Origin of the sequence: Mesorhizobium xinjiangense, from assembly GCF_009749525.1 — a bacterium.
GTDB classification, from domain to species: domain Bacteria; phylum Pseudomonadota; class Alphaproteobacteria; order Rhizobiales; family Rhizobiaceae; genus Mangrovimarina; species Mangrovimarina xinjiangensis.
Genome location: NZ_WOAC01000025.1, coordinates 41,887 through 63,567, shown reverse-complemented (window position 1 = coordinate 63,567; position 21,681 = coordinate 41,887). Strand labels below are relative to the sequence as shown.

Sequence of the window (21,681 nt, the reverse complement as noted above, 5' to 3'; positions counted from 1 at the left end):
ACGCCGGTTCCTCCCCTGCGCAGCGGGGGAGGGGGACCGCCGAAGGCGGTGGAGGGGGCGTACAGATACAAATACGATAGACTTGGGATTGAGGGCGGGGTCGGTCGGCCTAATCGGTGGAAACTTTCCTTTGCGACGGCGCTGCCATCGAGAAGGAAGAGGTGCAGAGGTCTTCGCTGCCAATCTCCGCTTTTCCTCCGTGGCAAGGTGACCGACAAACTTGAAACAGATCGTGGCCATGGACACCGAAAATCGTCGACCCATACGCTGGCACATCGCTGTATTCCTGGCGCCGGCGGTGCTGATCTACACGGCGATCATGATCATCCCGTTGTTCGGCACCTTGCAGCTTTCGCTGTTCGGCACGGCGGACAACCAGCAGGTCTTCGTCGGTCTCGATAATTTCCGCACGCTGCTCGGCGACCCGCGCTGGTCGGCGAGTTTCTGGAACGCGCTGTGGAACAACACCTGGTTCTTCATCATCCATATGCTGGTGCAGAACCCGGTCGGCATTCTGCTCGCCGCGCTTTTGAGCCATCCGCGGCTGCGCTTCGCCGCCTTCTATCGCAGCGCCATCTTCATTCCCACCATCCTGTCCTTCGTCATCGTCGGCTTCACCTGGAAGCTGATCCTGAGCCCGCTGTGGGGCGTAGCGCCCGACCTTCTCGGATATGTCGGGCTGAAGCATCTCTTCACGCCGTGGCTCGGCAAGGAGGAATACGCGCTGACCACGCTCGGCTTGATCTCGGTGTGGCAGTTCGTCGGAATTCCGATGATGCTCATCTATGCCGCGCTGTTGTCGATCCCGGAGGAAATCCTGGAGGCCGCCGAATGCGACGGCATCACCGGCATGGCGCAGTTCTGGAAGATCCAGCTGCCGCTCATCCTGCCGGCAATCGGCATCATCTCGGTCCTTACTTTCGTCGGCAATTTCAACGCCTTCGATCTCATCTATTCGGCGCAAGGTGCGCTGGCCGGGCCGAATTACGCGACCGACATTCTCGGCACCTTCCTCTACCGCACCTTCTTCGGCTTCCAGTTGCAGTCGGGTGATCCCAACATGGGCGCGACGATCGCCTCGATCATGTTCTTCATCATCCTCGCCGGCGTCTGCACCTACCTCTTCGCGGTCCAGACGCGCCTGCGGCGCTACCAGTTCTGAGGGGGACACGTTCATGAGCCAGGCCCGTTCTTCCACGTCGCGCACGGTTGCCGCCCATGCGGTGCTGATCACCTATACGGTGATCGCGCTCTTTCCCGTGCTCGTCATCGTCATGAACTCGTTCAAGTCGCGCCAGGGCATCTTCCGCGCGCCGCTGGCGCCGCCGACGACCGAGACCTTCGACCTTGTCGGTTATCAGACGGTCCTGGCGCAGGGCAATTTCCCGCTTTATTTCCAGAACAGCCTCATCGTCACCGTGGTGTCGCTGGCCATTGTGCTTGTCTTCGGCGCCATGGCCGCTTTCGCGCTCGCCGAATACCGCTTTCGCGGCAACACGCTGATGGGCCTCTACCTGGCGCTCGGCATCATGATCCCGATCCGGCTCGGCACGGTGGCGATCCTGAAGCTGATGGTGGCGAGCGGATTGGTCAACACGCTGACCGCGCTGATCCTCGTCTACTCGGCTCAAGGCTTGCCGCTCGCCATCTTCATCCTGACGGAGTTCACGCGGCAGATCTCCGACGATCTGAAGAATGCCGGGCGCATTGACGGCCTGTCCGAGTACACGATCTTCTTCCGCCTCGTGCTGCCGCTTTTGCGCCCGCCCATGGCGACGGTCGCCGTCTTCACCATGATCCCGATCTGGAACGATCTGTGGTTCCCGCTCATCCTGGCGCCGGCGGAAGATACCAAGACCGTGACGCTTGGCGCGCAGATATTCCTCGGCCAGTTCGTCACCAACTGGAACGCGGTGCTGGCCGCCCTGTCGCTGGCCATCGTGCCGGTGCTGATCCTCTATCTCATCTTCTCGCGGCAACTGATCCGCGGCATCACATCGGGAGCGGTAAAGTGAGTTCTGAAAAGCCCCTTCGCGTCCTCGTCGCCGGGCTCGGCAATATGGGCAGAAGCCATGCGCTCGCCTATCACCGCAATCCGGGCTTCGAGATCGCGGCGCTCGTCAACCGCTCGGCCGTGGACCTGCCGGCCGAGCTTGCCGGCTATGCTGTCCGCCCCTCGTTCGAGGAGGCGTTGAAGGAACTGCGCCCCGACGTCGCGTCGATCAACACCTATTCCGACAGCCACGCCGACTATGCGGTGACGGCGCTGGAGGCGGGCGCCCATGTCTTCGTGGAAAAGCCGCTCGCCACCACGGTCGCCGATGCCGAGCGCGTCGTCGCGGCGGCAAGGGCCAACGGCCGCAAGCTGGTCGTCGGCTATATCCTGCGCCATCATCCGTCATGGATGAGGCTGATCGCCGAGGCGCGGGCGCTCGCAGGTCCCTATGTCTTCCGCATGAACCTGAACCAGCAGTCGAGCGGGCCGACCTGGGCGACGCACAAGCAGCTCATGCAGACCACCTCGCCGATCGTCGATTGCGGCGTGCACTATGTCGACGTCATGTGCCAGATCACCGATGCCAGGCCGGTCGAGGTGCGCGGCATGGGGCTGCGGCTCACCGACGAGGTGGCGCCGGACATGTACAATTACGGCCATCTGCAGGTCCTCTTCGAGGACGGCTCGGTCGGCTGGTACGAGGCCAGCTGGGGCCCGATGATCTCGGAGACCGCCTTTTTCGTGAAGGATGTCATGTCGCCCAAGGGCAGCGTGTCGATCGTCATGGATGAGGGGGCGAAATCCGACGACATCGATACCCATACGAAGACCGCTGTCATTCGCCTGCACCGGGCCGAGACCGGTCCGGACGGACGCTTCGTCAAGGCGGACGAGGACCTGGTCATGGCCGGCGAGCCCGGCCATCAGGAGCTGTGCGAACGCGAGCAGGATTTCGTGCTCGAGGCGATCCGCGGGGATATCGATCTTTCGCGCCATATGGACGATGCGGTCACGTCGCTGCGGATCTGCCTGGCGGCGGACGAAAGCGTGCGCACCGGCAAGACGGTGCGGCTGTAGATGCCGGGGCGTCGATTCGGAGCAAGTGCATGAACACAACAATCACCCCCCTCTGGCCTGCCGGCCATCTCCCCCTCAAGGGGGGAGATTACGCCGACCCGACCGCCAGCAACCCGCTCCGTGGCGGTGCTGATCGGTCAAGCCATCGACGACAGCTGATCTCCCCCCTTGAGGGGGAGAGGGCCGGCAGGCCAGAGGGGGGTGTTCGGGCCCAAAGCGCCCAGTTTCGGACATGCGGAATGGGAGCAGCGCCGTGGGCTCGCTAAAGCTCGAACAGATCAACAAGTCGTTCGGCGAGGTCGAGGTGCTGAAAGGCATCGATCTCGAGGTCGAGGAAGGCGAGTTCGTGGTCTTCGTCGGGCCGTCGGGCTGCGGCAAGTCCACGCTGTTGCGCGTCATAGCAGGGCTGGAGGATGCGAGCTCCGGCAATGTCTTGATTGACGGTGCCAAGGTCAATCTGGCTCCCCCGGCCAAGCGCGGCATTGCCATGGTGTTCCAGACCTATGCGCTCTATCCGCATCTGACCGTGCGCAACAATATGGGCCTTGGCCTCAAGCAGGCGGGCGCGCCGGCCGACGAGGTCGCGCGGCGCATCGATGCCGCCTCGGCCATGCTCTCGCTCGAGCCCTATCTGGAACGCCGCCCGGCCGAGCTTTCGGGCGGCCAGCGCCAGCGCGTGGCGATCGGCCGGGCGGTGGTGCGCGAGCCGAAGCTCTTCCTGTTCGACGAGCCCCTGTCCAATCTCGATGCCGCGCTCAGGGTCAACACCAGGCTCGAGATCGCCCAGCTTCACCGCCGCCTGAAGGCGACCATGGTCTATGTCACCCACGACCAGGTCGAGGCGATGACGCTGGCCGACCGCATCGTCGTGCTCAATGGCGGCCGCGTCGAGCAGATCGGCCGGCCAATGGAGCTCTACAATTCGCCGGCAAATCAATTCGTCGCCGGCTTCATCGGTTCGCCGAAGATGAACTTCATCGACGGCGGGCGGCTCGGCGAGTCCGTCGAGACGATCGGCGTACGGCCGGAACATCTTCTGGTCGACCGCGAAAAGGGCGACTGGAAGGGCACCGTCATCCACGCCGAGCATCTGGGCGCCGATACCAATCTCTATATCGACACCGAGCGCGCGGGTCTCCTGACGGCCCGCATCTTCGGCGAATACAATGCCGAGCCGGGCTCGACGATCTTCGCCACGCCGCAGGCCGAGCGTGTCTGCCGCTTCGACGCCGAGGGCCGGCGGGTGGATTGAATGGCGGCTATGCCGCGATGGGTTCGAACACCAGCGAGCGGTGCACCGCCGCACCGGCCATGACCCCATCCGCCGAAGCAAATGTCGCGTTGTGCATCGCCCGCGCAATATCGCCGGCGGCATAGACACCGGCTACGCTGGTCATCTGCTGTGCGTCGGTGCGCAGGACCGGACCCAGCGGTCCATCATCGATCGCGCATCCCAGTTCCTCGGCGATCGGGCTTTGGAAGCTGGTGCGGGCCGCCAGATAGAGCGCGGTAATCTCGACAAGCCGTCCATCGGCAAGCCGCACGCCGGCAAGCTCGGGCGCTTCACCCTCCAGTGCGACGACCGGTTCCGGTTCAATGGCGACATTGCGCGCGGCAAGTCGGGCGCGGGTTTCTCTGTCCGGCCCTTCCCCGCCGTTCAGAAAGAAGGTCACCGGGCCCCATTCGGGAATGAATTCCGCCTGGTGGATCGAAGCCGGCATGGTGGCGAGCACGCCGAGCGGCCGGCCCAGGAACTCGTAGCCGTGGCAATAGGGACAGTGGATCGCAGTCTTGCCCCAGCGTTCGGCGAGGCCAGGGATGTCCGGCAGGGCATCATTGAGGCCGAAAGCGAGAACAAGCTTGCGGGCGCGAAGATCCTCGCCATTCGACAGCGTGACGTCGAAGCCGCCGCCGCGTGCGCGTGCGCCGTCGACTGTCGCGTGGACTAAGCGCACGCTCGAATAGGCCGCGACTTTGTCGCGCGCGTTCCTCAGCATGGCGTCCGGCGGTTCGCCGTCCTGGCCGAAAAAGCCGTGCGATGCGGTGGCGAAGCGGTTGCGCGGCCGGCCATTGTCGATGATGCAGACCGAACGGTTGCCCCGGGCGAGTTGCATCGCTGCCGACAGGCCGGCGAAGCTGCCGCCGATGATGATGACGTCATGCATGTTGCTGGTCCTCCAAGGTCTGCCCGCGTTCCGCGAGGCGCCGGTTGAATTCATCCGACAGGGCAGCGAGCGCTATCCTTTCCAGATGCGACTGGAACACCGCCTGGACTTCGCGGAAGGCGCCGTCGAGCGCCGAGTTGACCGACTGCTCGACAAGGCAACCTGGCATTTCGGTGCGGTGACCCATTGCCACCAGGCTCGGTTCGCCGACAGCCATGTAGATGTCGGCAAGTGTCACGGCGGACGGGTCGCAGGCGATCGTCCAGCCGCCGCCATGGCCCTTGGCCGAAGCCACGAAGCCCTGTTCGCGCAAGCCTGCCATGATGCGCCGCACGACCACGGGGTTGGTGCTCATGATTGCGGCAAGTTGCTCTGAGGTGGCGGGTCCCTTCATGCCGAGCATGTGCAAGAGCACGTGGAGCACGCCGGAAAGTTTGCTGTCGCGTTTCATGTAACTTCATATGTTGCATGAAAGAGGCTATTGCAAGTGAAATTTTTGTCGCAGTGCAGTCACTACCGGCCGCCGGCCGCCGGCCGCCGGCCGCCGGCCGTCTACGGCGCTCACGTGCTGTCAGTAATGCGGCGGGCGGGTCACCGGAACGTCGGGCGCGTTCTGCTCCTCCAGTTCGAGCAAGCGTTGCGTCAGCGCGGCGAGTCGCTTTTCGAGCCGGTCGATGACGGTCCACTGCGCGGCAAGCTGGCCGGACAGTTCCTCGATCGTGCGCTCCTGCTCGGTGGCGATCATTTCGAGCCGGGCAAGTCTTTCCGGGTCCGAGTTCATGCCTGAATGCCCTCCAGCGCCGTCTTCAGCCTGCCATTGAGCGGCGCGGGACGCCGCGTTTGCCGGTCGACATAGACATGGACGAAAAAGCCCTCGGCGGCGGCCGTCTCGTCATCATTGCGGAACAGCCCGACCTCGTAGCGCACAGAGGACGTGCCGATCCTGGCCACGCGCAGCCCGGCGGAAACGATATCGGGAAACGCCATCTCGGCGAAATAGCGACACCCCGTCTCCACCACCAGACCGATCTGGCCGCCGTTGTGGATGTCGACGGCCTCCTTTTCGATCAGCCAGCCGTTCACCGCCGTATCGAAGAGTGAATAGTGCACCACATTGTTCATATGGCCGTAGAGATCGTTGTCCATCCACCGCGTGGTGATGGTGCGAAAGGTGCGGTAGGCGGTGCGGCCGGAAGGGGCGGGGCGGTCGGGCGTCGTTGCCATCACCACGCCGCCCTGTAGATCGCCAGCGCGTCGGCCTCGCCGACCTCGCGCGGATTGTTGACCAGGAGGCGTGTCTGCTTCATCGCGTCGGCCGCCATCTTTTCCAGATGCTCCTCGCCGATGCCGACCTCGCGCAACTGTGTCTGCATGCCGAGACGCTTCGAAAGGGCGGCAAGTTCCTCGATGAAGGTCGCGCAACGTCCTTGCGCGCCGTCCTCGCGCGCCAGATGCGGGAAGGCGTCGGCGGCGATCTCGGCATAGAGATGCGCCGCCTCCGGCGCGTTGAAGCGCAGCACATGCGGCAGCACGAGCGCGTTGGAAAGCCCGTGCGGCACGTGGAACGTCCCGCCGATCGGATAGGCGAGCGCATGGACGGCGGCGACGGGCGAATTGGCGAAGGCCTGTCCGGCGAGCATCGAGCCGAGCAGCATCGCGCCGCGCGCCGCGATATCGGAGCCGTTGGCCACCGCGGTCTCGATATTGGCCCCGAGCAGGCGCAGCGCCTCGCGCGCCAGGATGCGCGACACGGGATTGTTGTTGGCGTTCTTCGAGGCATAGGCCTCGATCGCATGCACCATCGCATCGACGCCGGTCGCCGCGGTGATCGACGGCGGCAGGCCGAGCGTCAGTTGCGGGTCGAGGATCGCCAGATCGGGCAGGATGACCGGCGAGGACACGCCACGCTTTTCCTCTTCGCCGACGGTGATGATGGAAACGGGCGTGACTTCCGAGCCCGTCCCGGCGGTCGTGGGAATAAGCACGAGGGGCAGGCGCGGGCCTTTCGCATTGCCCACGCCCCAGGCCTCGTCGAGCGCTTCGCGCGAGCCGATCAGGAGCGCGGCGAGCTTGGCCACGTCGAGCGATGAGCCGCCGCCGAAACCAACCACACCGCTCACGCCCGCCGCCTTGCCCTTCTCGACAGCCGCGTTCAGCGTCTTCAAGGATGGATCGGCTTCCACGTCGTCGAAGACCGTTGCCTGCATGCCTTCGGCTTCCAGCGAGGCGAGCGCGGCGTCGCACAGGCCGAGGCTGCGCAGTCCCGGATCGGTCACGAAGAGCACGCTGCGCCCGAGGATTTTATCGGCAATTGTCCCCAGCCGCGCCGCCGCGCCGGCTTCGAACACGACAGAAGGGGTTGTATTGAACATGAAGGGGGCTAAAGCGTGCTTTGTCATGGCAGGGAAATTGACAAGTCGGAAGGGTTTTGTCGAGAGTAGCCGGGTCCGTACGCGGATTGGCAAGCTATACCGGTCATGCTAGGTTTTTGACCAAATGATAAAAAATAAGGGGAAGCTGGTGTATGGCGAGTGTTGCCATCGGGCTTAGGGGTATCAACAAGAGTTTTGGCGCGGTCCGTGCAAATCGCGACATCAATCTCGAGATCCCGCAGGGAACCATTCACGGCATCATAGGCGAGAATGGCGCCGGCAAGTCGACCTTGATGTCGATCCTGTACGGCTTCTACCAGGCCGATTCGGGCGAGATCTTCGTCGATGGGCACAAGGCTTCCATCGATAGTCCCAACGACGCCATCGCCGCGGGCATCGGGATGGTGCACCAGCATTTCATGCTGGTGGAAAACTTCACCGTTCTGGAAAATGTGGTTCTTGGGGCGGAAGGCTCGCCGCTGCTCAATGCCGGCCTTGCCCGTGCGCGCTCGGAATTGCAGCGGCTGGAAGAAGAGTACGGCCTCGAGGTCGATCCCGACGCCGTCGTGGAAAACCTTGCCGTCGGCCTGCAGCAGCGCGTCGAGATCCTGAAGGCACTTTTTCGCGGCGCCGACACCCTCATCCTCGATGAGCCGACCGGCGTCTTGACGCCTGCCGAGGCGGATCACCTGTTCCGCATCCTTCGCAAGCTGCAGGAAGAGGGCAAGACAATCGTTCTGATCACGCACAAGCTGCGCGAGATCATGGCCGTCACCGACAATGTCTCCGTCATGCGCCAGGGCGAAATGGTTGCAACGCGCAAGACGGCCGAGACGACGGTCGAGGAACTGGCCGAGCTGATGGTCGGCCGAAGGGTGCTGCTGCGTGTGAAGAAGGGCGAGGCGAAACCGGCCGAGTTCAGGCTCTCGGTCAAGGGGCTGACGGTGAAGGATTCGCGCGGCGTGCCGATGGTCAAGGACGTTTCCTTCGACGTGCGCGGCGGCGAGATCGTCGGCATTGCCGGGGTCGCCGGCAACGGCCAGTCGGAGCTGATCGAGGCGATCGCGGGCACCCGCAGCGCGGAAACCGGCGAAGTGCTGCTGGCGGGCAAGCCGGTCGACGTCACCGGCAGTGCCGATCCTGCCGAACTGCGCCAGCGCGGCTTGGCCCATGTGCCCGAAGACAGGCACAATGTCGGTCTGGTCCTGCCTTTCGAGGAGAACGAGAACTCCATTCTCGGCTATCACGCGCAGGCGAAATATCTCAACGGGCCGTTTCTCAACATCGAGGCGATCCGCGACGACGCCCGGCAGAAGATCGAGAAGTACGACATCAGGCCCGCCGACTGTCGCCTCAAGACGGCCAATTTTTCCGGCGGCAACCAGCAGAAGATCGTGCTGGCGCGCGAGATGGAGCAGGATCCCGATGTCCTGATCGTCGGCCAGCCGACACGCGGCGTCGATGTCGGCGCCATCGAGTTCATCCACAAACGCCTGATCGACATGCGCGACCAGGGCAAGGCGGTGCTGTTGGTGTCGGTCGAGCTCGACGAGATCCGATCGCTGTCCGACCGCATCCTCGTCATGTTCGACGGCCGCATCGTCGGCGAGCGCGGGCCCGATGCGACGGAAGGCGAACTGGGCCTGCTGATGGCCGGCATCGAGGCCAAGGAGGCGGCAGAGTAATGAGTACCCCTTATGCCAAGCTTCCGGGGTGGGCCGACTACGGCCTGATCCCGTTCATCAACCTCGTCGTCGCTTTTCTCGTCGCCGGCCTTGTCGTGCTTCTGGTCGGTGAAAGCCCGATCCAGGCCGCCGGCCTGCTTCTGAAAGGCGCCTTCGGCTCTGCCGCGGGCATCGGCTACACGCTTTACTATGCGACAAGCTTCATCTTCACCGGTCTCGCCGTCGCCGTCGCGTTCCATTGCGGGCTGTTCAACATCGGCGGCGAGGGACAGGCCTATGTCGGCGGGCTGGGCGTGGCACTGGTTTGCCTGACCTTCGACGGCATCTTCCCCTGGTGGATCAATTTTCCGCTGGCCATCCTGGGCGCGGCTGCGATTGGCGGCATCTGGGCGATGATACCGGGCTGGCTGCAGGCAAAACGCGGCAGCCATATCGTCATCACCACGATCATGTTCAACTTCATCGCCGCCAGCCTGATGGTCTATCTGCTGGTGGGCGCGCTGAAGCCGGCCAATTCCATGGCGCCCCAGACGCGGACCTTCGCCGAGGGCGCCCATCTGCCCAAGCTCGACTGGCTGTTGGAAATGTTCGGCGCGTCGATCCGCTCCACGCCGCTCAATCTTTCCTTTGTCCTGGCGCTTGTGATGGCCGTTGCCGTGTGGGCGCTGATCTGGCGCACCAGGCTCGGCTACGAGATCCGCACCCGCGGCTTCAGCCCCAAGGCGGCGCGCTACGCCGGCATCAACGAAGCCCGGATCGTCGTTGTCACCATGATGATCTCCGGCGCGCTTGCCGGGATGATGGCGCTCAACCCGGTGATGGGAGACCAGCACCGCCTGCAGCTCGATTTCGTGACCGGTGCCGGCTTCGTCGGCATCGCGGTCGCCTTGATGGGGCGTTCGCACCCGGCCGGCATCGTGCCGGCGGCGGTCCTGTTCGGCATGCTCTATCAGGGCGGGGCGGAGATCTCCTTCGTCATGCCGGACATCTCGCGCGACATGATCGTCATTATCCAGGGTCTCGTCATCCTCTTCGCCGGGGCGCTCGAGCACATGTTCCGGCCGGCCGTGCAGACCATCATTGCAAGCCTCAGGCCGTCAGCCATGCGCCTCGGCCCGGCCAAGGGCGAGGGGGTGTAGGCATGGATTTCATCAATCTGATCGTCCAGCTTCTCGACGCCACGGTGCGCGTGTCGGTGCCGCTGCTGCTTGCCTGCCTGGCCGGCCTGTACTCCGAGCGCTCCGGCATTTTCGATATCGGTCTGGAAGGCAAGATGCTGGCCGGCGCCTTCGCCGGCGCGGCCACTGCGGCCGTATACGGCTCGGCCTGGCTCGGCGCGCTGGCCGCTATGGCAATCGCCGTCTTCCTGGCGCTCGTGCATGGCTTCGCCTCAATCACCCATCGCGGCAACCAGATCGTCTCCGGCGTGGCGATCAACTTCATCGCCGCCGGCTCCACCGTCATTCTCGGCCAGGCCTGGTTCCGGCAGGGCGGACGCACGCCGTCGCTGTCGGCCGATGCGCGCTTCAACCCCATTACTCTGCCGGGTGCGGAGGCATTGCGCGACGTGCCGGTTATCGGCCAGATCTATTCCGACATCATCTCCGGCCATTCGCTGCTTGTCTATCTCGCCTTCCTCATGGTGCCGTTCACCTGGTGGGTGCTGTTTCGCACCCGCTTCGGGCTGCGGCTGCGCGCTGTCGGCGAAAACCCGGCCGCCGTCGACACGGCCGGCATTTCGGTCACCTGGCTGCGCTATCGGGCGGTGATCTGCACCGGCGTCCTGACCGGACTTGCCGGAACCTATATGGCGGTGTCGCAGAATGCCGGCTTCGTCAAGGACATGACGGCCGGCAAGGGTTTCATCGCGCTTGCCGCGCTGATCTTCGCCAAGTGGCGGCCGGTGCCGGCGATGTTCGCCTGCCTGCTGTTCGGCTTCCTCGACGCCTTCGCTATCCGCTTCCAGGGCATCGCCGTGCCATTGATCGGCAAGGTGCCGGTGCAGCTCATGCAGGCGCTGCCCTATATCCTGACCGTGGTGCTTCTGGCCGGCTTCATCGGCCGGGCGATCCCGCCCAAGGCCGGCGGTGCGGCCTATGTGAAGGAGCGTTGAGGTTCAGATGCTTACCCCCTCCACCATGCTTCGCATGGTCCCCCTCCCCCGTAAACGGGGGAGGATCGAGCGGTGCCGTCGGCTCCTCCCCTGCGAAGCGGGGGAGGGGGACCGCCGAAGGCGGTGGAGGGGGCATGCGCTTGTACAGCAGGAAACATCAATCCATGTCGCATGACCTCTTCGAAGCTGCCCGCGCCGCAATGGAAAAGGCCCATGCGCCCTATTCCAGATTTCCCGTCGGCGCGGCGATCCGGACCACCGACGGCCGCATCTATGCCGGCGCCAATATGGAGGTCGCGTCCTATCCCGAAGGCTGGTGCGCCGAAACCACCGCGCTCGGCCACTATCTGATGGACGGCGGCGGCGAGATCGCCGAGGTGGCAGTGGTTGCCGAAAAAATGGCCAGGATCACGCCATGCGGCGGCTGCCGCCAGCGGCTGGCCGAATTCGGCCGTCCCGAGACCAGGCTGCATTTGTGCGACGACGCGGGCATAGTCGAAACGACGACGCTTGGCGCGCTGCTTCCCCATGGCTTCAGCGGAGAGACCCTGAAATGAAGGCGGCAGTTGACCGGCTTACCGAAGTGCTCGCCGGGCTGGCGCCCGAAACCGCGCTTGTCCTCGGCTCCGGTCTCGGCGGCCTCGTGGATGAGGTGGAGGGCGCCGTGCGCATCCCCTATGGCGAATTGCCGGGCTTTCCCGAAAGCGGCGTCACCGGCCATGCCGGCCAGGTCGTGGCAGGAAAGCTGGCCGGGACCCCGATCCTCATGCTGGCCGGCCGCTCGCATTATTACGAGCACGGCAATCCCGCCGCCATGCGGCCGGCGCTGGAGGCGATTGCCGGGCTGGGCGTGAAGAAGCTGCTGCTGACCAACGCCGCTGGATCATTGGACCCCGACATGCCGCCGGGATCGGTCATGCTGATCACCGATCATATCAACTTCTCCGGCACCAATCCGCTGTTCGGCGATCCGTCGGACCGCCGCTTCGTCGGGCTGACGGAAGCCTATGACGCGAAAATGCGCCGTGCCATCGAGGATGCCGCCGAGGCGACCGGCACGGCGCTGCACAAGGGCGTCTACATGTGGTTTTCCGGTCCCTCCTTCGAGACGCCGGCCGAAATCCGCATGGCGCGCATGATGGGCGCCGATGCGGTCGGCATGTCGACCGTGCCGGAGGTGATTCTCGCCCGCTTCTTCGGGCTCGAGGTCGCGGCCTGCTCGGTCATCACCAATCTGGCGGCCGGCATGACCGGCGCGGAGCTGTCGCATCAGGAGACCAAGGACATGGCGCCGCTGGGCGGGACGCGGCTCGCCGCGATCCTCAAGCGGGCAATCGGAGAGTTGTGATGTATGTGCGCAAGGAGGAGGGCGTCGCCGCCTCTTGCAAGGGGACATTGGCCACCTCTCGACTGGCACAAGTTCGGAAACGAACGAGAAGAAATGCCGGCATCGGGCAACAGGACGCAGGTCCCGTCTGATGCTTCCCCAGGAGATCATCCGCAGGAAGCGTGACGGCGAAGCCCTGAGCGATGCCGAGATCGCCGAATTCGTTGCCGGCATCACCTCCGGCGCGGTCTCGCAGGGCCAGGCGGCCGCCTTCGCCATGGCGGTCTTCTTCAACGGCATGGCCCGCGAGGAGGCTGTGGCGCTGACGCGCGCCATGCGCGACAGCGGCGAGACGCTTTCCTGGGACGATGTCGACGGCGCGGTGGTCGACAAGCACTCGACTGGCGGCGTCGGCGACAATGTCTCGCTCATGCTGGCGCCGATCGTGGCGGCCTGCGGCGCTTATGTGCCGATGATTTCGGGCCGCGGGCTCGGCCACACCGGCGGTACGCTCGACAAGATGGATTCGATTCCCGGCTATCGAAGCCAACCCGACACGGCGTTGTTTCGCCGCACGGTGAAGGAGGCCGGCTGCGCCATCATCGGCCAGACCGGCGAACTGGCGCCGGCCGACAAGCGTCTCTATGCCATCCGCGATGTCACGGCGACGGTCGAATCGATCCCGCTGATCACCGCCTCCATCCTGTCGAAGAAACTGGCCGCGGGCCTCCAGGCGCTGGTCCTCGACGTGAAGTCGGGCAATGGCGCCTTCATGAAGAAGCCGCGCGATGCGGCGGCCCTTGCGCGCAGCCTGGTCGAGGTTGCCAATGGCGCTGGGCTCAGGACATCGGCGCTTATTTCCGACATGAACGAGCCGCTCGCTTCGGCCGCCGGCAACGCGCTGGAAGTCGTCAACGCGGTGGACTTTCTCACCGGGCGGGCGCGCGACCGGCGGCTGGAAACGGTTACGCTGGCGCTGGCGGCCGAAATGATCAAGGCAGGCGGCCTCGCCGGCTCGCGCCGCGCAGCGGGGCAGATGGCGCGCGACGCGCTCGAAACCGGGCGGGCGGCGGAAGTCTTCGGCCGCATGGTCGCCTTGCTCGGCGGACCGGCCGATTTCGTCGAAAACTGCCGGACCTATCTCCCCGAGGCCCCCGTCATCGTGCCCGTATTGGCCGGACGCGACGGTTTCGTCACGGCGATTTCCTCGCGCGATATCGGCTTGGCCGTGGTGGCGCTCGGTGGGGGGCGCACCAATCCCGACGACTTGATTGACCCGGCGGTCGGCTTGAGCGGCCTTTTGCCGGTGGGCGCACAAACGCGTCGCGGGGAGCCGCTGGCCATGGTCCATGCCAAGAATGCATCCGATGCGGAGGCGGCGGCCGAGGCGGTGCGCGCCGCCTATCGGATCGGCGAGGCGAAGCCCACCGCGGTCGACCCGGTTCTGCGCCGTATCGGCGCGGAATGATCGCCTCTGTATCACTGCTCCAGGAGCAGCGTGTTGTCCGCAACCTCGAAGCGCGCCAGGCGTTTCAAAAAGCTCATGCCGATGAGCGTCGACGAAAGCGCCTCGTCCTCGAGCACGGCGGCGGGCACGTCTTTGACCGCGATGCGCCCGATCTCCACCCGGTCCAGCACGATGCCGGCGGCCATGGCCTGGCCGTTGGCCGTTCCGACGGCATATCTGAAATCGGCGTTCGACAGGGAAATGCCGAGACGCCGCGCCGTCGAGCGGTTCACAGCGACGAGCGTGGCGCCCGTGTCGACCATGGCCTCGACGCGCCGGCCGTTGAGCTTGAATTCGGCCAGGAAATGCCCGCTGGAACCCATCGCCAGTGCGACCTTGCGGCCGGCGGGCGGCGTCTTGTGGGCCGTGGCGTTCTGCCCGTATTCGGTGGAACCGTCCTCGTTGCGGCCGATGAGCGACGCCATGGCCGCGCGCAGCCAGTCGGGATTGGCCTCGTGGAGGGCGGGCACGGCGAGCGACAACCCGATCACTGCGCCCAGAAACGTCACATGTCGCACGGCTTTGGTCCTCGATCCGGACATGTCATGCCGCACGCATGATTGCCGCCGGCTTAAGCCGGCGGACGAATGTTTGCCGTGGTTACGCCGCGGTAAAGCGCTACTTGGTGCCGTACATGCGGTCGCCGGCGTCGCCGAGGCCCGGGACGATGTAGCCCTTCTCGTTGAGCCTTTCGTCGATCGCGGCGGTGAAGACCGGCACGTCCGGATGCGCTTTGGTGAAGCGCTCGATGCCTTCGGGCGCGGCCAGCAGGCACAGGAAGCGCAGACTGGTCGCGCCGCGCTCCTTCAGCTTGTCGACGGCGGCAATCGCCGAATTGGCCGTCGCCAGCATCGGGTCGACGACGATGATCAGCCGGTCGGCTAGGTCGCCGGGCGCCTTGAAGAAATATTCCACCGCCTCCAGCGTCTCATGGTCGCGGTAAAGGCCGACATGCGCCACGCGGGCCGCCGGCACCAGGTCGAGCAGGCCTTCGAGGAGGCCGTTGCCGGCCCTGAGCACCGAGGCGAAGACCAGCTTCTTGCCTTCAAGCGTCGGCGCCTGCATGGTCTGCATCGGCGTCTCGATGCTGCGCGTCGTCAGTTCCAGCTCGCGCGTGACTTCATATCCGAGCAGCAGCGAGATTTCCCGAAGCAGACGGCGGAAACTGGCCGTGGAAGTTTCCCGGTCGCGCATGAGGGTGAGCTTGTGTTGCACGAGCGGGTGATCGACGACGGTGACGCCCTTCATCTGCGCGTGGCTCCTTGTTTCGGGTTTGTCGATCTTCGGTATTTAGCCGCTTGCGCGACGTTGCGAAACCGCCCTCGGCCTCGAAAGCACAGCTTTGTCGCCCGCTGCCTACCGTGACAGGCGGGCAAGCAGCGCCTGCCTCGTCTTTTCGTCGATGAAGGCCGCCTCGATGGCCGTGCGCGTGATATCGCCAAGTGCCGTGTCGTCCATGCCGAAATGGCGTCTTGCCTCCTCGTATTCGCGCCTGATCGAGGTGCGGAAATAGGGCGGGTCGTCGGAGGACAGCGTCACCTTGCAGTCGGCCACCATGAGTTGCGGCAAGGGGTGATTCTCGAAGCCGTCGAATATCTGCAATGCCACATTGGAGCAGGGGCAGCATTCGAGCACGATGCCTTCCCCGGCTATTCTCCTGACGAGGTCGGGATTTTCGACGGCGCGCACGCCATGGCCGATGCGTGCGGGGCGCAAATGGTCGAGCGCCGCCGCCACGCTCTCCCATCCGGCCAGTTCGCCGGCATGCACGGTGATGCCGAGGCCGGCCTCGCGCGCAATGTCGAAAGCGTGTGCGTAGTCGCGCGGGTTGCCGTGGCGTTCTTCGCCTGCCATGCCGAAGCCGGTGACGAGCGGCTCGTCGCAGTCGGCGGCGAAGCGCGCCGCGGCTTCCACCGCTTCCGCGCCGAAATGGCGTACGCCGATGACGATCATGCGCGCCTCGATGCCGCTGGCGGCTTTCGCGCGGCGCACGCCTTCGGCGAGCCCGCCGAGATAGGCTCGCGGCGAGAGGCCGGAGCGCATGGCATGGTCCGGCGAGATGAAGATCTCCGAATAGATGGCTCCCTGGCCGGCCAGACTGGCGAGGTAGTGTTCGGCCAGGCGGGCATAGTCCTCTTCGGTGCGGAAAAGGCTTGCCGATGCGTCATAGGCGGCGAGAAAGCTGGTGAAATCGTGCCAGACGAACGCGCCGTCGCGGATGAAGGGCGACATGTCGGCGCCGTAGATCGCCGCCTGCTGCATCACCAGTTCGGTGTCTGCCGCTCCTTCGATATGGCAATGCAGTTCGGCCTTCGGCATCATTTCGTCTTTTCCTGCAACTGGAATATCACGGCGCGGCGGATAACCGCGCCGCGGACAATAGCGCCCGGCAATTCGATGGGCTATGGTCCGCGCGAAATTCGGGTCAAGGCAATGTCAAACGAGCGCACGACCGCCGGCGGCGGCATGGAGAATTCCTTCGGTTTCCGCAAGGTGGCGGAAGGCGACAAGCAGCCGCTCGTCGACGAGGTCTTCCACAAGGTCGCGCGGCGCTACGACGTCATGAACGATTTGATGTCGGGCGGCCTGCACCGGCTGTGGAAAGACGCCATGGTGTCCTGGCTCAACCCGCCCAAGCGCGCCGGCTGGCGCTCGCTCGATGTCGCCGGCGGCACCGGCGATATCGCCTTTCGCATCATCGAAGCCTCCGGCGGAAGAGCGCACACGACGGTGCCCGACATCAACGGCTCGATGCTGGGTGTCGGCCGCGATCGGGCCGCAAAGCGCGGCCTGACCGACAATGTCGAATTCGTTGAGGCGAATGCCGAGGACCTGCCGTTCGACGACGGCGCGTTCGACGCCTATACGATCGCCTTCGGCATCCGCAACGTGCCGCAGATCGACAAGGCGTTGAGCGAGGCCTACCGGGTGCTCAAGCCGGGCGGACGCTTTCTGTGCCTGGAGTTTTCTGAAGTCGATATGCCGGTTCTCGATCGCGTCTACGAGGCCTGGTCGTTCAACGCCATTCCGCGCATCGGCCAAATTGTCGCCGGCGAGGCGGAGCCCTACCGGTATCTGGTCGAATCGATCCGCAAATTCCCCGACCAGCGCAATTTCGCCGCCATGATCGAGGCGGCGGGCTTCGAGCGCGTGACCTGGCGCAATTTTTCGGGCGGCATTGCGGCACTGCATTCGGGTTGGAAGCTTTGAGGCGCTAGGTGATGAGTACGATCGGCGCCTATTTCCGGCTCGCGCGCGCCGGCTGGATCATGCTTCGCGAAGGCGTGGTTGCGGCCGTGCCGGGCGAACAATTGATCGGCCTGCCGAAGGCGGGCTGGCGCATCGCCAGGCTGATGACAAAGCGCCGTGCCAGCCAGGCCGACCGGTCCGAGCGCCTGTCGAAGGCCGTGGTCAGGCTGGGGCCGTCCTATGTCAAGCTCGGCCAGTTTCTGGCCACCCGGCCGGATGTGGTGGGCGCCGAGGTCGCGCTTGACCTGGCCAATCTCCAGGACCGCATGGAGAAGTTTCCCAAGGAACAGGCGATCCGGCAGATCGAGGAATCGCTCGGCCGGCCGGTGGACGACCTGTTCGCCAAGCTGGGCGAGCCGGTGGCCGCCGCCTCGATCGCCCAGGTGCATCCCGCCATCATTGCCGGCGACGCGGCGCACAAGGTCGCGGTCAAGGTGATCAGGCCGGGCGTGCGCCGGGCCTTCTTCCGCGATCTCGAGAGTTACTTCGTCGCCGCGCGGCTGCAGGAGCGCTTCATCCCCGCGACGCGGCGCCTGAGGCCGATCGAGGTGACCGAGACGCTGGCCCAGGTGACCAAGATCGAGATGGATCTGCGGCTGGAGGCGGCGGCGCTCTCGGAGATCGGCGAAAACACGAAGGACGATCCGGGCTTTCGCGTGCCGCGCGTCGACTGGGAGCGAACCGGCCGCGACGTGCTGACGCTGGAATGGATCGACGGCGTCAAGCTGTCCGATCTCGAGGGACTGCGCGCGGCCGGTCACGACTTCAAGCTGCTCGCCGCCAATCTGGTGCAATCCTTCCTGCGCCATACGCTGCGCGACGGCTTTTTCCATGCCGACATGCATCCCGGCAACCTGTTCGTCGAGCCGGATGGCACCATCGTCGGCGTCGATTTTGGCATTACGGGCCGGCTCGGCAAGAAGGAGCGCCGGTTCCTTGCTGAGATTCTCTACGGTTTCATCACGCGCGACTATCGCCGCGTGGCCGAGGTGCATTTCGAGGCCGGCTACGTGCCGCCGGTGCATGATATCGCGTCCTTTTCCCAGGCGATCCGCGCCATCGGCGAACCGATCCACGGCCAGCCAGCCGAGACGATCTCGATGGCCAGGCTGCTGACGCTGCTGTTCGAGGTCACGGAACTGTTCGACATGCATACGCGGCCCGAACTGGTGCTCTTGCAGAAGACCATGGTGGTGGTGGAGGGCGTGGCGCGCACGCTCGATCCGGCCTTCAACATGTGGCAGACCTCCGAGCCGGTGGTCGGCGACTGGATCGCGGCCAATCTGGGCCCGCGCGGCATGCTCATTGACGCGCGCGACGGCGTGAACGCGCTGATGTCGCTCGCCCGCCAGGCGCCCGATCTGGCCAAGCGCACCGAAAAGCTCACCCGCGAGATCGACGACATGGCTGAATTTGGCGTGCGCCTCGACGAGGCCACGACCCGCGCCATCGGACGCGCCGAGGCGCGCCACACACGCTCCGGCCGCATCGCGCTGTGGATCATCGCAGTGACGCTTGTGTTCATAGCCTGGCGGCTGTTCTGAGCGACAGGTGATGACTGTGTTGCAGTCATTGCTGTCATTGCATGCAGTTCGACTTCGGCTTATCTTTTCGAGGAGGAGAATGGCAATGGGCACGCTGACCATCCGCAATCTCGACGATGATGTGAAGCAGGCGCTTCGCGAACGCGCCGCCGTGCGGGGTGTGTCGATGGAAGAAGAAGCGCGGCGCACATTGGCGTCGAGCATAACTGCGGAAGCGGCTGGTGAGAAGCGCCGTAGGCCACGGCTGGAAGTCCTGCGAGAACTCGCGGTGAAGCCGAAGGAACCTTTCGATTTGAAGAAAATCAGCGACGAAATGTGGGATGAAGGGTCGCTTTGAGCTCCGTTGTGGTCGACACGTCCGCGTTGATCGCGGTGTTGAACCGTGAAGCCGATGCGGAGCGCTTCATACAGGCGTTTCACCTGTCCGAAGCCCTCGTCATCAGCATGGCAACGATTCTTGAAGCCCACTGCGTCGCATCACGCGATGCTTTGCCCCAAGGCCAAACGCGATTGAGGCGGCTGATTGTGGAGTTGAACCCTGAAGCGTCGCCTTTCGATGAGCTGCAATTGGTGTCTGCCCGGCAGGCCTACGCCCGTTATGGTCGCGGGTCTGGCCATCGCGCCAAGCTCAATATGGGCGATTGTTTCTCCTATGCTTTGGCAAAGACGCGCGGCCTGCCCCTTCTTTTCAAGGGCGGCGATTTCATCCATACCGATATCGAGCCGGCATTGACGCCGGGCTGAAACCGGCACGGAGCTTTGATGACCCTTTCCGGCAAGCGCATTCTTCTGATCATCGGCGGCGGCATCGCGGCCTATAAATCGCTCGATCTCATTCGCCGATTGCGCGAGCGCGGCGCGGCGGTGCGCTGCCTGATGACGGCCGCCGCGCAGCAATTCGTCACGCCGCTCTCGGTCGGCGCCCTGTCGGCCGACCATGTCTTCACCGATCTCTTCGACCGCGACGACGAGCACGACGTCGGCCATATCCGCCTGTCGCGCGAGGCTGATCTCGTCGTCGTTGCGCCGGCAACCGCCGACCTGATGGCCAAGCTGGCGCACGGGCTGGCCAATGACCTCGCTTCGAACGTGCTGCTGGCGGCGAACAAGCCGGTTCTGATCGCGCCCGCCATGAACCCGAAAATGTGGGAGCATCCGGCGACCCGGCGCAATGCCGAGCAGCTTGCCAGGGACGGCGTTCGTCTTGTCGGCCCGAATGCCGGCGAAATGGCCGAGAGCGGAGAGGCCGGCGAGGGCCGCATGGCCGAGCCGCTGGAGATCGTCGCGGCGATCGAAGCCATGCTCGACGACAATCCCGGTCCGCTGAGCGGCAAGACGATCATCGTCACCTCGGGACCGACGCACGAGCCGATCGATCCCGTGCGCTATATCGCCAACCGCTCGTCCGGCAAGCAGGGCCACGCCATCGCCGCCGCCCTGGCGCGCCTCGGTGCCGATGTGCGGCTTGTGTCGGGGCCGGTGGCGATCGCCGATCCGCAAGGAGTGAAGACCGTGCATGTCGAAAGCGCGGTTGAGATGCGCGACGCGGTGGAGCAGCTATTGCCGGCCGATGCGGCGATCTTCGTCGCCGCCGTGGCCGACTGGCGCGCCGAGAGCACCGCGGCACAAAAGATCAAGAAGGGGCCCGGCGAGGATGCTCCCGTCTTGCGCATGACGGAAAACCCGGACATTCTCGCCACCGTCGGCCATCACGCCAAGCGCCCGCGTCTCGTCATCGGCTTTGCCGCGGAGACGGATCACGTGGAGAAGAACGCTGCCGGCAAGCTGAAACGGAAGGGGGCGGATATCATCGTCGCCAACGATGTTTCCCACGGGAGCGGTATCGGTCCTTCCGGGGTTATGGGCGGCGACCGCAACAAGGTCGTCATCATATCGCGTGGGGGCGCGGAGGAATGGCCGGAAATGGACAAGCATGGGGTCGCCGAACGATTGGCGGCTCTGGTGGCGGAACGCCTGGAGAGCGCGGAAAGCTGAATTTCCTACAACCTTTCCTGTATGAACGGCGTTTATCCGGTGGGCGGCGGCCGCTGCCGCCGAGTGAGGGAGCCTGCCATGTCTGAATTGCCGTTTGACGAAGCGCCGGTCATCGAAACCGCACGGCTTCGCCTGCGCCATCACCGCATGGATGACCTCGATGCCTATGCCGCCTTGCTGGCCGATCCCGTCGTCACGCGATATGTCGGTGGGCGGCCTTTCACGCGCGAGGAGGCCTGGACGCGCATCATACGCTATATCGGCATGTGGAAGCTCCTGGGCTACGGTTTCTGGATCGTGGAGGAACGCGAAACGGAAAGGCTTGTCGGAGCGACCGGCTTTCACGAGCTCAAGCGCGACATTTCGCCGGCCTTCGAGGGCGAGCCCGAGGCCGGATGGATGTTCAGCCCGGACGTTCATGGCCGCGGCTATGCCAGCGAATGCGTTGCCGCGATCCATGAATGGGGCGACAGGAACTTTCCCGGTTCGACCACCGTCTGCATCATCCATCCCGAGAATGCCGCTTCCCTGCGCGTGGCCGAAAAGTTCGGCTATCGCGAAGTCGCGCGGACCGAGTATGCCGATGCGCCGACCGTTATCCTGCGCCGTCAGCGTCGGTCCGCGGCCGCCGCGGCGGGGTAGAAAGGCGCC

General features: G+C 64.8%; 24 protein-coding genes. 16 read left to right on the top strand and 8 right to left on the bottom strand.

The window, feature by feature from the left end; genetic code table 11:
* Positions 1 to 238: 238 nt before the first annotated feature.
* The 4 genes from GM909_RS21805 (at position 239) to GM909_RS21795 (ending at position 4,325) form a co-directional block, all read left to right on the top strand.
* Positions 239 to 1,162 carry a carbohydrate ABC transporter permease gene (locus tag GM909_RS21805; protein WP_157019344.1) on the top strand — a complete coding sequence of 308 codons (924 nt, stop codon included), beginning with the start codon at positions 239 to 241 and terminating at the stop codon, positions 1,160 to 1,162.
* 13 nt (positions 1,163 to 1,175) lie between these two features.
* A complete protein-coding gene (locus GM909_RS25855; RefSeq protein WP_198174345.1) occupies positions 1,176 to 2,015 on the top strand; it encodes a carbohydrate ABC transporter permease in 840 nt (279 codons plus the stop codon).
* Positions 2,012 to 3,073 carry a Gfo/Idh/MocA family protein gene (locus GM909_RS21800; RefSeq protein WP_268890783.1) on the top strand — a complete coding sequence of 354 codons (1,062 nt, stop codon included), beginning with the start codon at positions 2,012 to 2,014 and terminating at the stop codon, positions 3,071 to 3,073. The genes GM909_RS25855 and GM909_RS21800 overlap by 4 nt, the downstream gene beginning before the upstream one ends.
* Positions 3,074 to 3,326: 253 nt before the next feature.
* The gene (locus tag GM909_RS21795; protein ID WP_157019327.1) at positions 3,327 to 4,325 is read left to right on the top strand and encodes an ABC transporter ATP-binding protein; all 999 of its coding nucleotides are present in this window, start codon (positions 3,327 to 3,329) and stop codon (positions 4,323 to 4,325) included.
* 7 nt (positions 4,326 to 4,332) lie between these two features.
* On the opposite strand, the gene GM909_RS21790 is transcribed toward GM909_RS21795, so the two are convergent.
* The 5 genes from GM909_RS21790 to GM909_RS21770 all read right to left on the bottom strand — a co-directional run bounded on the left by GM909_RS21790 (position 4,333) and on the right by GM909_RS21770 (position 7,610).
* Complete coding sequence (locus GM909_RS21790; RefSeq protein ID WP_157019326.1) at positions 4,333 to 5,238, bottom strand: NAD(P)/FAD-dependent oxidoreductase; 906 nt, start codon at positions 5,236 to 5,238, stop codon at positions 4,333 to 4,335.
* A complete protein-coding gene (locus GM909_RS21785) occupies positions 5,231 to 5,689 on the bottom strand; it encodes an Rrf2 family transcriptional regulator (RefSeq protein ID WP_157019325.1) in 459 nt (152 codons plus the stop codon). The genes GM909_RS21790 and GM909_RS21785 overlap by 8 nt, the downstream gene beginning before the upstream one ends.
* A 120-nt stretch (positions 5,690 to 5,809) precedes the next feature.
* A complete protein-coding gene (locus GM909_RS21780; protein ID WP_157019324.1) occupies positions 5,810 to 6,019 on the bottom strand; it encodes a SlyX family protein in 210 nt (69 codons plus the stop codon).
* Entirely contained in the window at positions 6,016 to 6,462 is a 447-nt protein-coding gene (locus tag GM909_RS21775; RefSeq protein ID WP_157019323.1) for an acyl-CoA thioesterase, read from the bottom strand. Before GM909_RS21775 ends, GM909_RS21780 begins: the two co-directional genes overlap by 4 nt.
* Positions 6,462 to 7,610 (bottom strand): iron-containing alcohol dehydrogenase, encoded by a 1,149-nt coding sequence (locus GM909_RS21770; protein ID WP_235912012.1) that lies wholly within the window; start codon positions 7,608 to 7,610, stop codon positions 6,462 to 6,464. The genes GM909_RS21775 and GM909_RS21770 overlap by 1 nt, the downstream gene beginning before the upstream one ends.
* Before the next feature lie 152 nt (positions 7,611 to 7,762).
* On the opposite strand from GM909_RS21770, the gene GM909_RS21765 reads away from it, so the two are divergent.
* The 6 genes from GM909_RS21765 (at position 7,763) to deoA (ending at position 14,203) form a co-directional block, all read left to right on the top strand.
* Complete coding sequence (locus tag GM909_RS21765) at positions 7,763 to 9,295, top strand: ABC transporter ATP-binding protein (protein ID WP_157019321.1); 1,533 nt, start codon at positions 7,763 to 7,765, stop codon at positions 9,293 to 9,295.
* Positions 9,295 to 10,434, top strand: a complete 1,140-nt coding sequence (locus GM909_RS21760) for an ABC transporter permease (RefSeq protein ID WP_157019320.1) — start codon at positions 9,295 to 9,297, stop codon at positions 10,432 to 10,434. The genes GM909_RS21765 and GM909_RS21760 overlap by 1 nt, the downstream gene beginning before the upstream one ends.
* A gap of 2 nt (positions 10,435 to 10,436) precedes the next feature.
* The gene (locus GM909_RS21755; protein WP_157019319.1) at positions 10,437 to 11,408 is read left to right on the top strand and encodes an ABC transporter permease; all 972 of its coding nucleotides are present in this window, start codon (positions 10,437 to 10,439) and stop codon (positions 11,406 to 11,408) included.
* A gap of 164 nt (positions 11,409 to 11,572) precedes the next feature.
* Positions 11,573 to 11,965, top strand: a complete 393-nt coding sequence (locus tag GM909_RS21750) for a cytidine deaminase (RefSeq protein WP_157019318.1) — start codon at positions 11,573 to 11,575, stop codon at positions 11,963 to 11,965.
* The gene (locus GM909_RS21745) at positions 11,962 to 12,756 is read left to right on the top strand and encodes a purine-nucleoside phosphorylase (protein WP_157019317.1); all 795 of its coding nucleotides are present in this window, start codon (positions 11,962 to 11,964) and stop codon (positions 12,754 to 12,756) included. The genes GM909_RS21750 and GM909_RS21745 overlap by 4 nt, the downstream gene beginning before the upstream one ends.
* A gap of 130 nt (positions 12,757 to 12,886) precedes the next feature.
* Positions 12,887 to 14,203 carry a thymidine phosphorylase gene (gene deoA / locus GM909_RS21740; protein WP_157019316.1) on the top strand — a complete coding sequence of 439 codons (1,317 nt, stop codon included), beginning with the start codon at positions 12,887 to 12,889 and terminating at the stop codon, positions 14,201 to 14,203.
* 11 nt (positions 14,204 to 14,214) lie between these two features.
* On the opposite strand, the gene GM909_RS21735 is transcribed toward deoA, so the two are convergent.
* From GM909_RS21735 to GM909_RS21725, 3 genes are all read right to left on the bottom strand, one after another.
* Positions 14,215 to 14,760 (bottom strand): TIGR02281 family clan AA aspartic protease, encoded by a 546-nt coding sequence (locus tag GM909_RS21735; RefSeq protein WP_235912011.1) that lies wholly within the window; start codon positions 14,758 to 14,760, stop codon positions 14,215 to 14,217.
* A gap of 100 nt (positions 14,761 to 14,860) precedes the next feature.
* Positions 14,861 to 15,490: a uracil phosphoribosyltransferase gene (upp, locus tag GM909_RS21730; protein WP_157019314.1), complete on the bottom strand. Its 630-nt coding sequence runs from the start codon at positions 15,488 to 15,490 to the stop codon at positions 14,861 to 14,863.
* Between the two features lie 108 nt (positions 15,491 to 15,598).
* Positions 15,599 to 16,561 carry an adenosine deaminase gene (locus GM909_RS21725; protein WP_157019343.1) on the bottom strand — a complete coding sequence of 321 codons (963 nt, stop codon included), beginning with the start codon at positions 16,559 to 16,561 and terminating at the stop codon, positions 15,599 to 15,601.
* 114 nt (positions 16,562 to 16,675) lie between these two features.
* On the opposite strand from GM909_RS21725, the gene ubiE reads away from it, so the two are divergent.
* From ubiE to GM909_RS21695, 6 genes are all read left to right on the top strand, one after another.
* Positions 16,676 to 17,452 (top strand): bifunctional demethylmenaquinone methyltransferase/2-methoxy-6-polyprenyl-1,4-benzoquinol methylase UbiE, encoded by a 777-nt coding sequence (gene ubiE / locus GM909_RS21720; protein WP_157019342.1) that lies wholly within the window; start codon positions 16,676 to 16,678, stop codon positions 17,450 to 17,452.
* A gap of 11 nt (positions 17,453 to 17,463) precedes the next feature.
* Entirely contained in the window at positions 17,464 to 19,035 is a 1,572-nt protein-coding gene (gene ubiB / locus GM909_RS21715) for a 2-polyprenylphenol 6-hydroxylase (RefSeq protein ID WP_157019313.1), read from the top strand.
* Between the two features lie 85 nt (positions 19,036 to 19,120).
* Complete coding sequence (locus GM909_RS21710) at positions 19,121 to 19,372, top strand: FitA-like ribbon-helix-helix domain-containing protein (RefSeq protein WP_157019312.1); 252 nt, start codon at positions 19,121 to 19,123, stop codon at positions 19,370 to 19,372.
* A gap of 8 nt (positions 19,373 to 19,380) precedes the next feature.
* A complete protein-coding gene (locus GM909_RS21705) occupies positions 19,381 to 19,779 on the top strand; it encodes a type II toxin-antitoxin system VapC family toxin (protein WP_328600472.1) in 399 nt (132 codons plus the stop codon).
* An 18-nt stretch (positions 19,780 to 19,797) separates the two neighbouring features.
* A complete protein-coding gene (coaBC, locus tag GM909_RS21700; protein WP_157019310.1) occupies positions 19,798 to 21,030 on the top strand; it encodes a bifunctional phosphopantothenoylcysteine decarboxylase/phosphopantothenate--cysteine ligase CoaBC in 1,233 nt (410 codons plus the stop codon).
* Between the two features lie 78 nt (positions 21,031 to 21,108).
* On the top strand, positions 21,109 to 21,672 hold the full coding sequence (locus GM909_RS21695) for a GNAT family N-acetyltransferase (protein ID WP_157019309.1): 564 nt from the start codon (positions 21,109 to 21,111) through the stop codon (positions 21,670 to 21,672).
* Positions 21,673 to 21,681 lie beyond the last annotated feature (9 nt).

Excerpts from the sequence above, each read along its gene's own strand:
- GM909_RS21805 (WP_157019344.1), top strand. The coding sequence starts at position 239 with ATGGACACCGAAAATCGTCGACCCATACGCTGGCACATCGCTGTATTC.
- GM909_RS25855 (WP_198174345.1), top strand. The coding sequence starts at position 1,176 with ATGAGCCAGGCCCGTTCTTCCACGTCGCGCACGGTTGCCGCCCATGCG.
- GM909_RS21790 (WP_157019326.1), bottom strand. The coding sequence starts at position 5,238 with ATGCATGACGTCATCATCATCGGCGGCAGCTTCGCCGGCCTGTCGGCA.
- GM909_RS21785 (WP_157019325.1), bottom strand. The coding sequence starts at position 5,689 with ATGAAACGCGACAGCAAACTTTCCGGCGTGCTCCACGTGCTCTTGCAC.
- GM909_RS21780 (WP_157019324.1), bottom strand. The coding sequence starts at position 6,019 with ATGAACTCGGACCCGGAAAGACTTGCCCGGCTCGAAATGATCGCCACC.
- GM909_RS21775 (WP_157019323.1), bottom strand. The coding sequence starts at position 6,462 with ATGGCAACGACGCCCGACCGCCCCGCCCCTTCCGGCCGCACCGCCTAC.
- GM909_RS21770 (WP_235912012.1), bottom strand. The coding sequence starts at position 7,610 with ATGTTCAATACAACCCCTTCTGTCGTGTTCGAAGCCGGCGCGGCGGCG.
- GM909_RS21765 (WP_157019321.1), top strand. The coding sequence starts at position 7,763 with ATGGCGAGTGTTGCCATCGGGCTTAGGGGTATCAACAAGAGTTTTGGC.
- GM909_RS21760 (WP_157019320.1), top strand. The coding sequence starts at position 9,295 with ATGAGTACCCCTTATGCCAAGCTTCCGGGGTGGGCCGACTACGGCCTG.
- GM909_RS21755 (WP_157019319.1), top strand. The coding sequence starts at position 10,437 with ATGGATTTCATCAATCTGATCGTCCAGCTTCTCGACGCCACGGTGCGC.
- GM909_RS21750 (WP_157019318.1), top strand. The coding sequence starts at position 11,573 with ATGTCGCATGACCTCTTCGAAGCTGCCCGCGCCGCAATGGAAAAGGCC.
- GM909_RS21745 (WP_157019317.1), top strand. The coding sequence starts at position 11,962 with ATGAAGGCGGCAGTTGACCGGCTTACCGAAGTGCTCGCCGGGCTGGCG.
- deoA (WP_157019316.1), top strand. The coding sequence starts at position 12,887 with ATGCTTCCCCAGGAGATCATCCGCAGGAAGCGTGACGGCGAAGCCCTG.
- upp (WP_157019314.1), bottom strand. The coding sequence starts at position 15,490 with ATGAAGGGCGTCACCGTCGTCGATCACCCGCTCGTGCAACACAAGCTC.
- GM909_RS21725 (WP_157019343.1), bottom strand. The coding sequence starts at position 16,561 with ATGCCGAAGGCCGAACTGCATTGCCATATCGAAGGAGCGGCAGACACC.
- ubiE (WP_157019342.1), top strand. The coding sequence starts at position 16,676 with ATGTCAAACGAGCGCACGACCGCCGGCGGCGGCATGGAGAATTCCTTC.
- ubiB (WP_157019313.1), top strand. The coding sequence starts at position 17,464 with ATGAGTACGATCGGCGCCTATTTCCGGCTCGCGCGCGCCGGCTGGATC.
- GM909_RS21710 (WP_157019312.1), top strand. The coding sequence starts at position 19,121 with ATGGGCACGCTGACCATCCGCAATCTCGACGATGATGTGAAGCAGGCG.
- coaBC (WP_157019310.1), top strand. The coding sequence starts at position 19,798 with ATGACCCTTTCCGGCAAGCGCATTCTTCTGATCATCGGCGGCGGCATC.
- GM909_RS21695 (WP_157019309.1), top strand. The coding sequence starts at position 21,109 with ATGTCTGAATTGCCGTTTGACGAAGCGCCGGTCATCGAAACCGCACGG.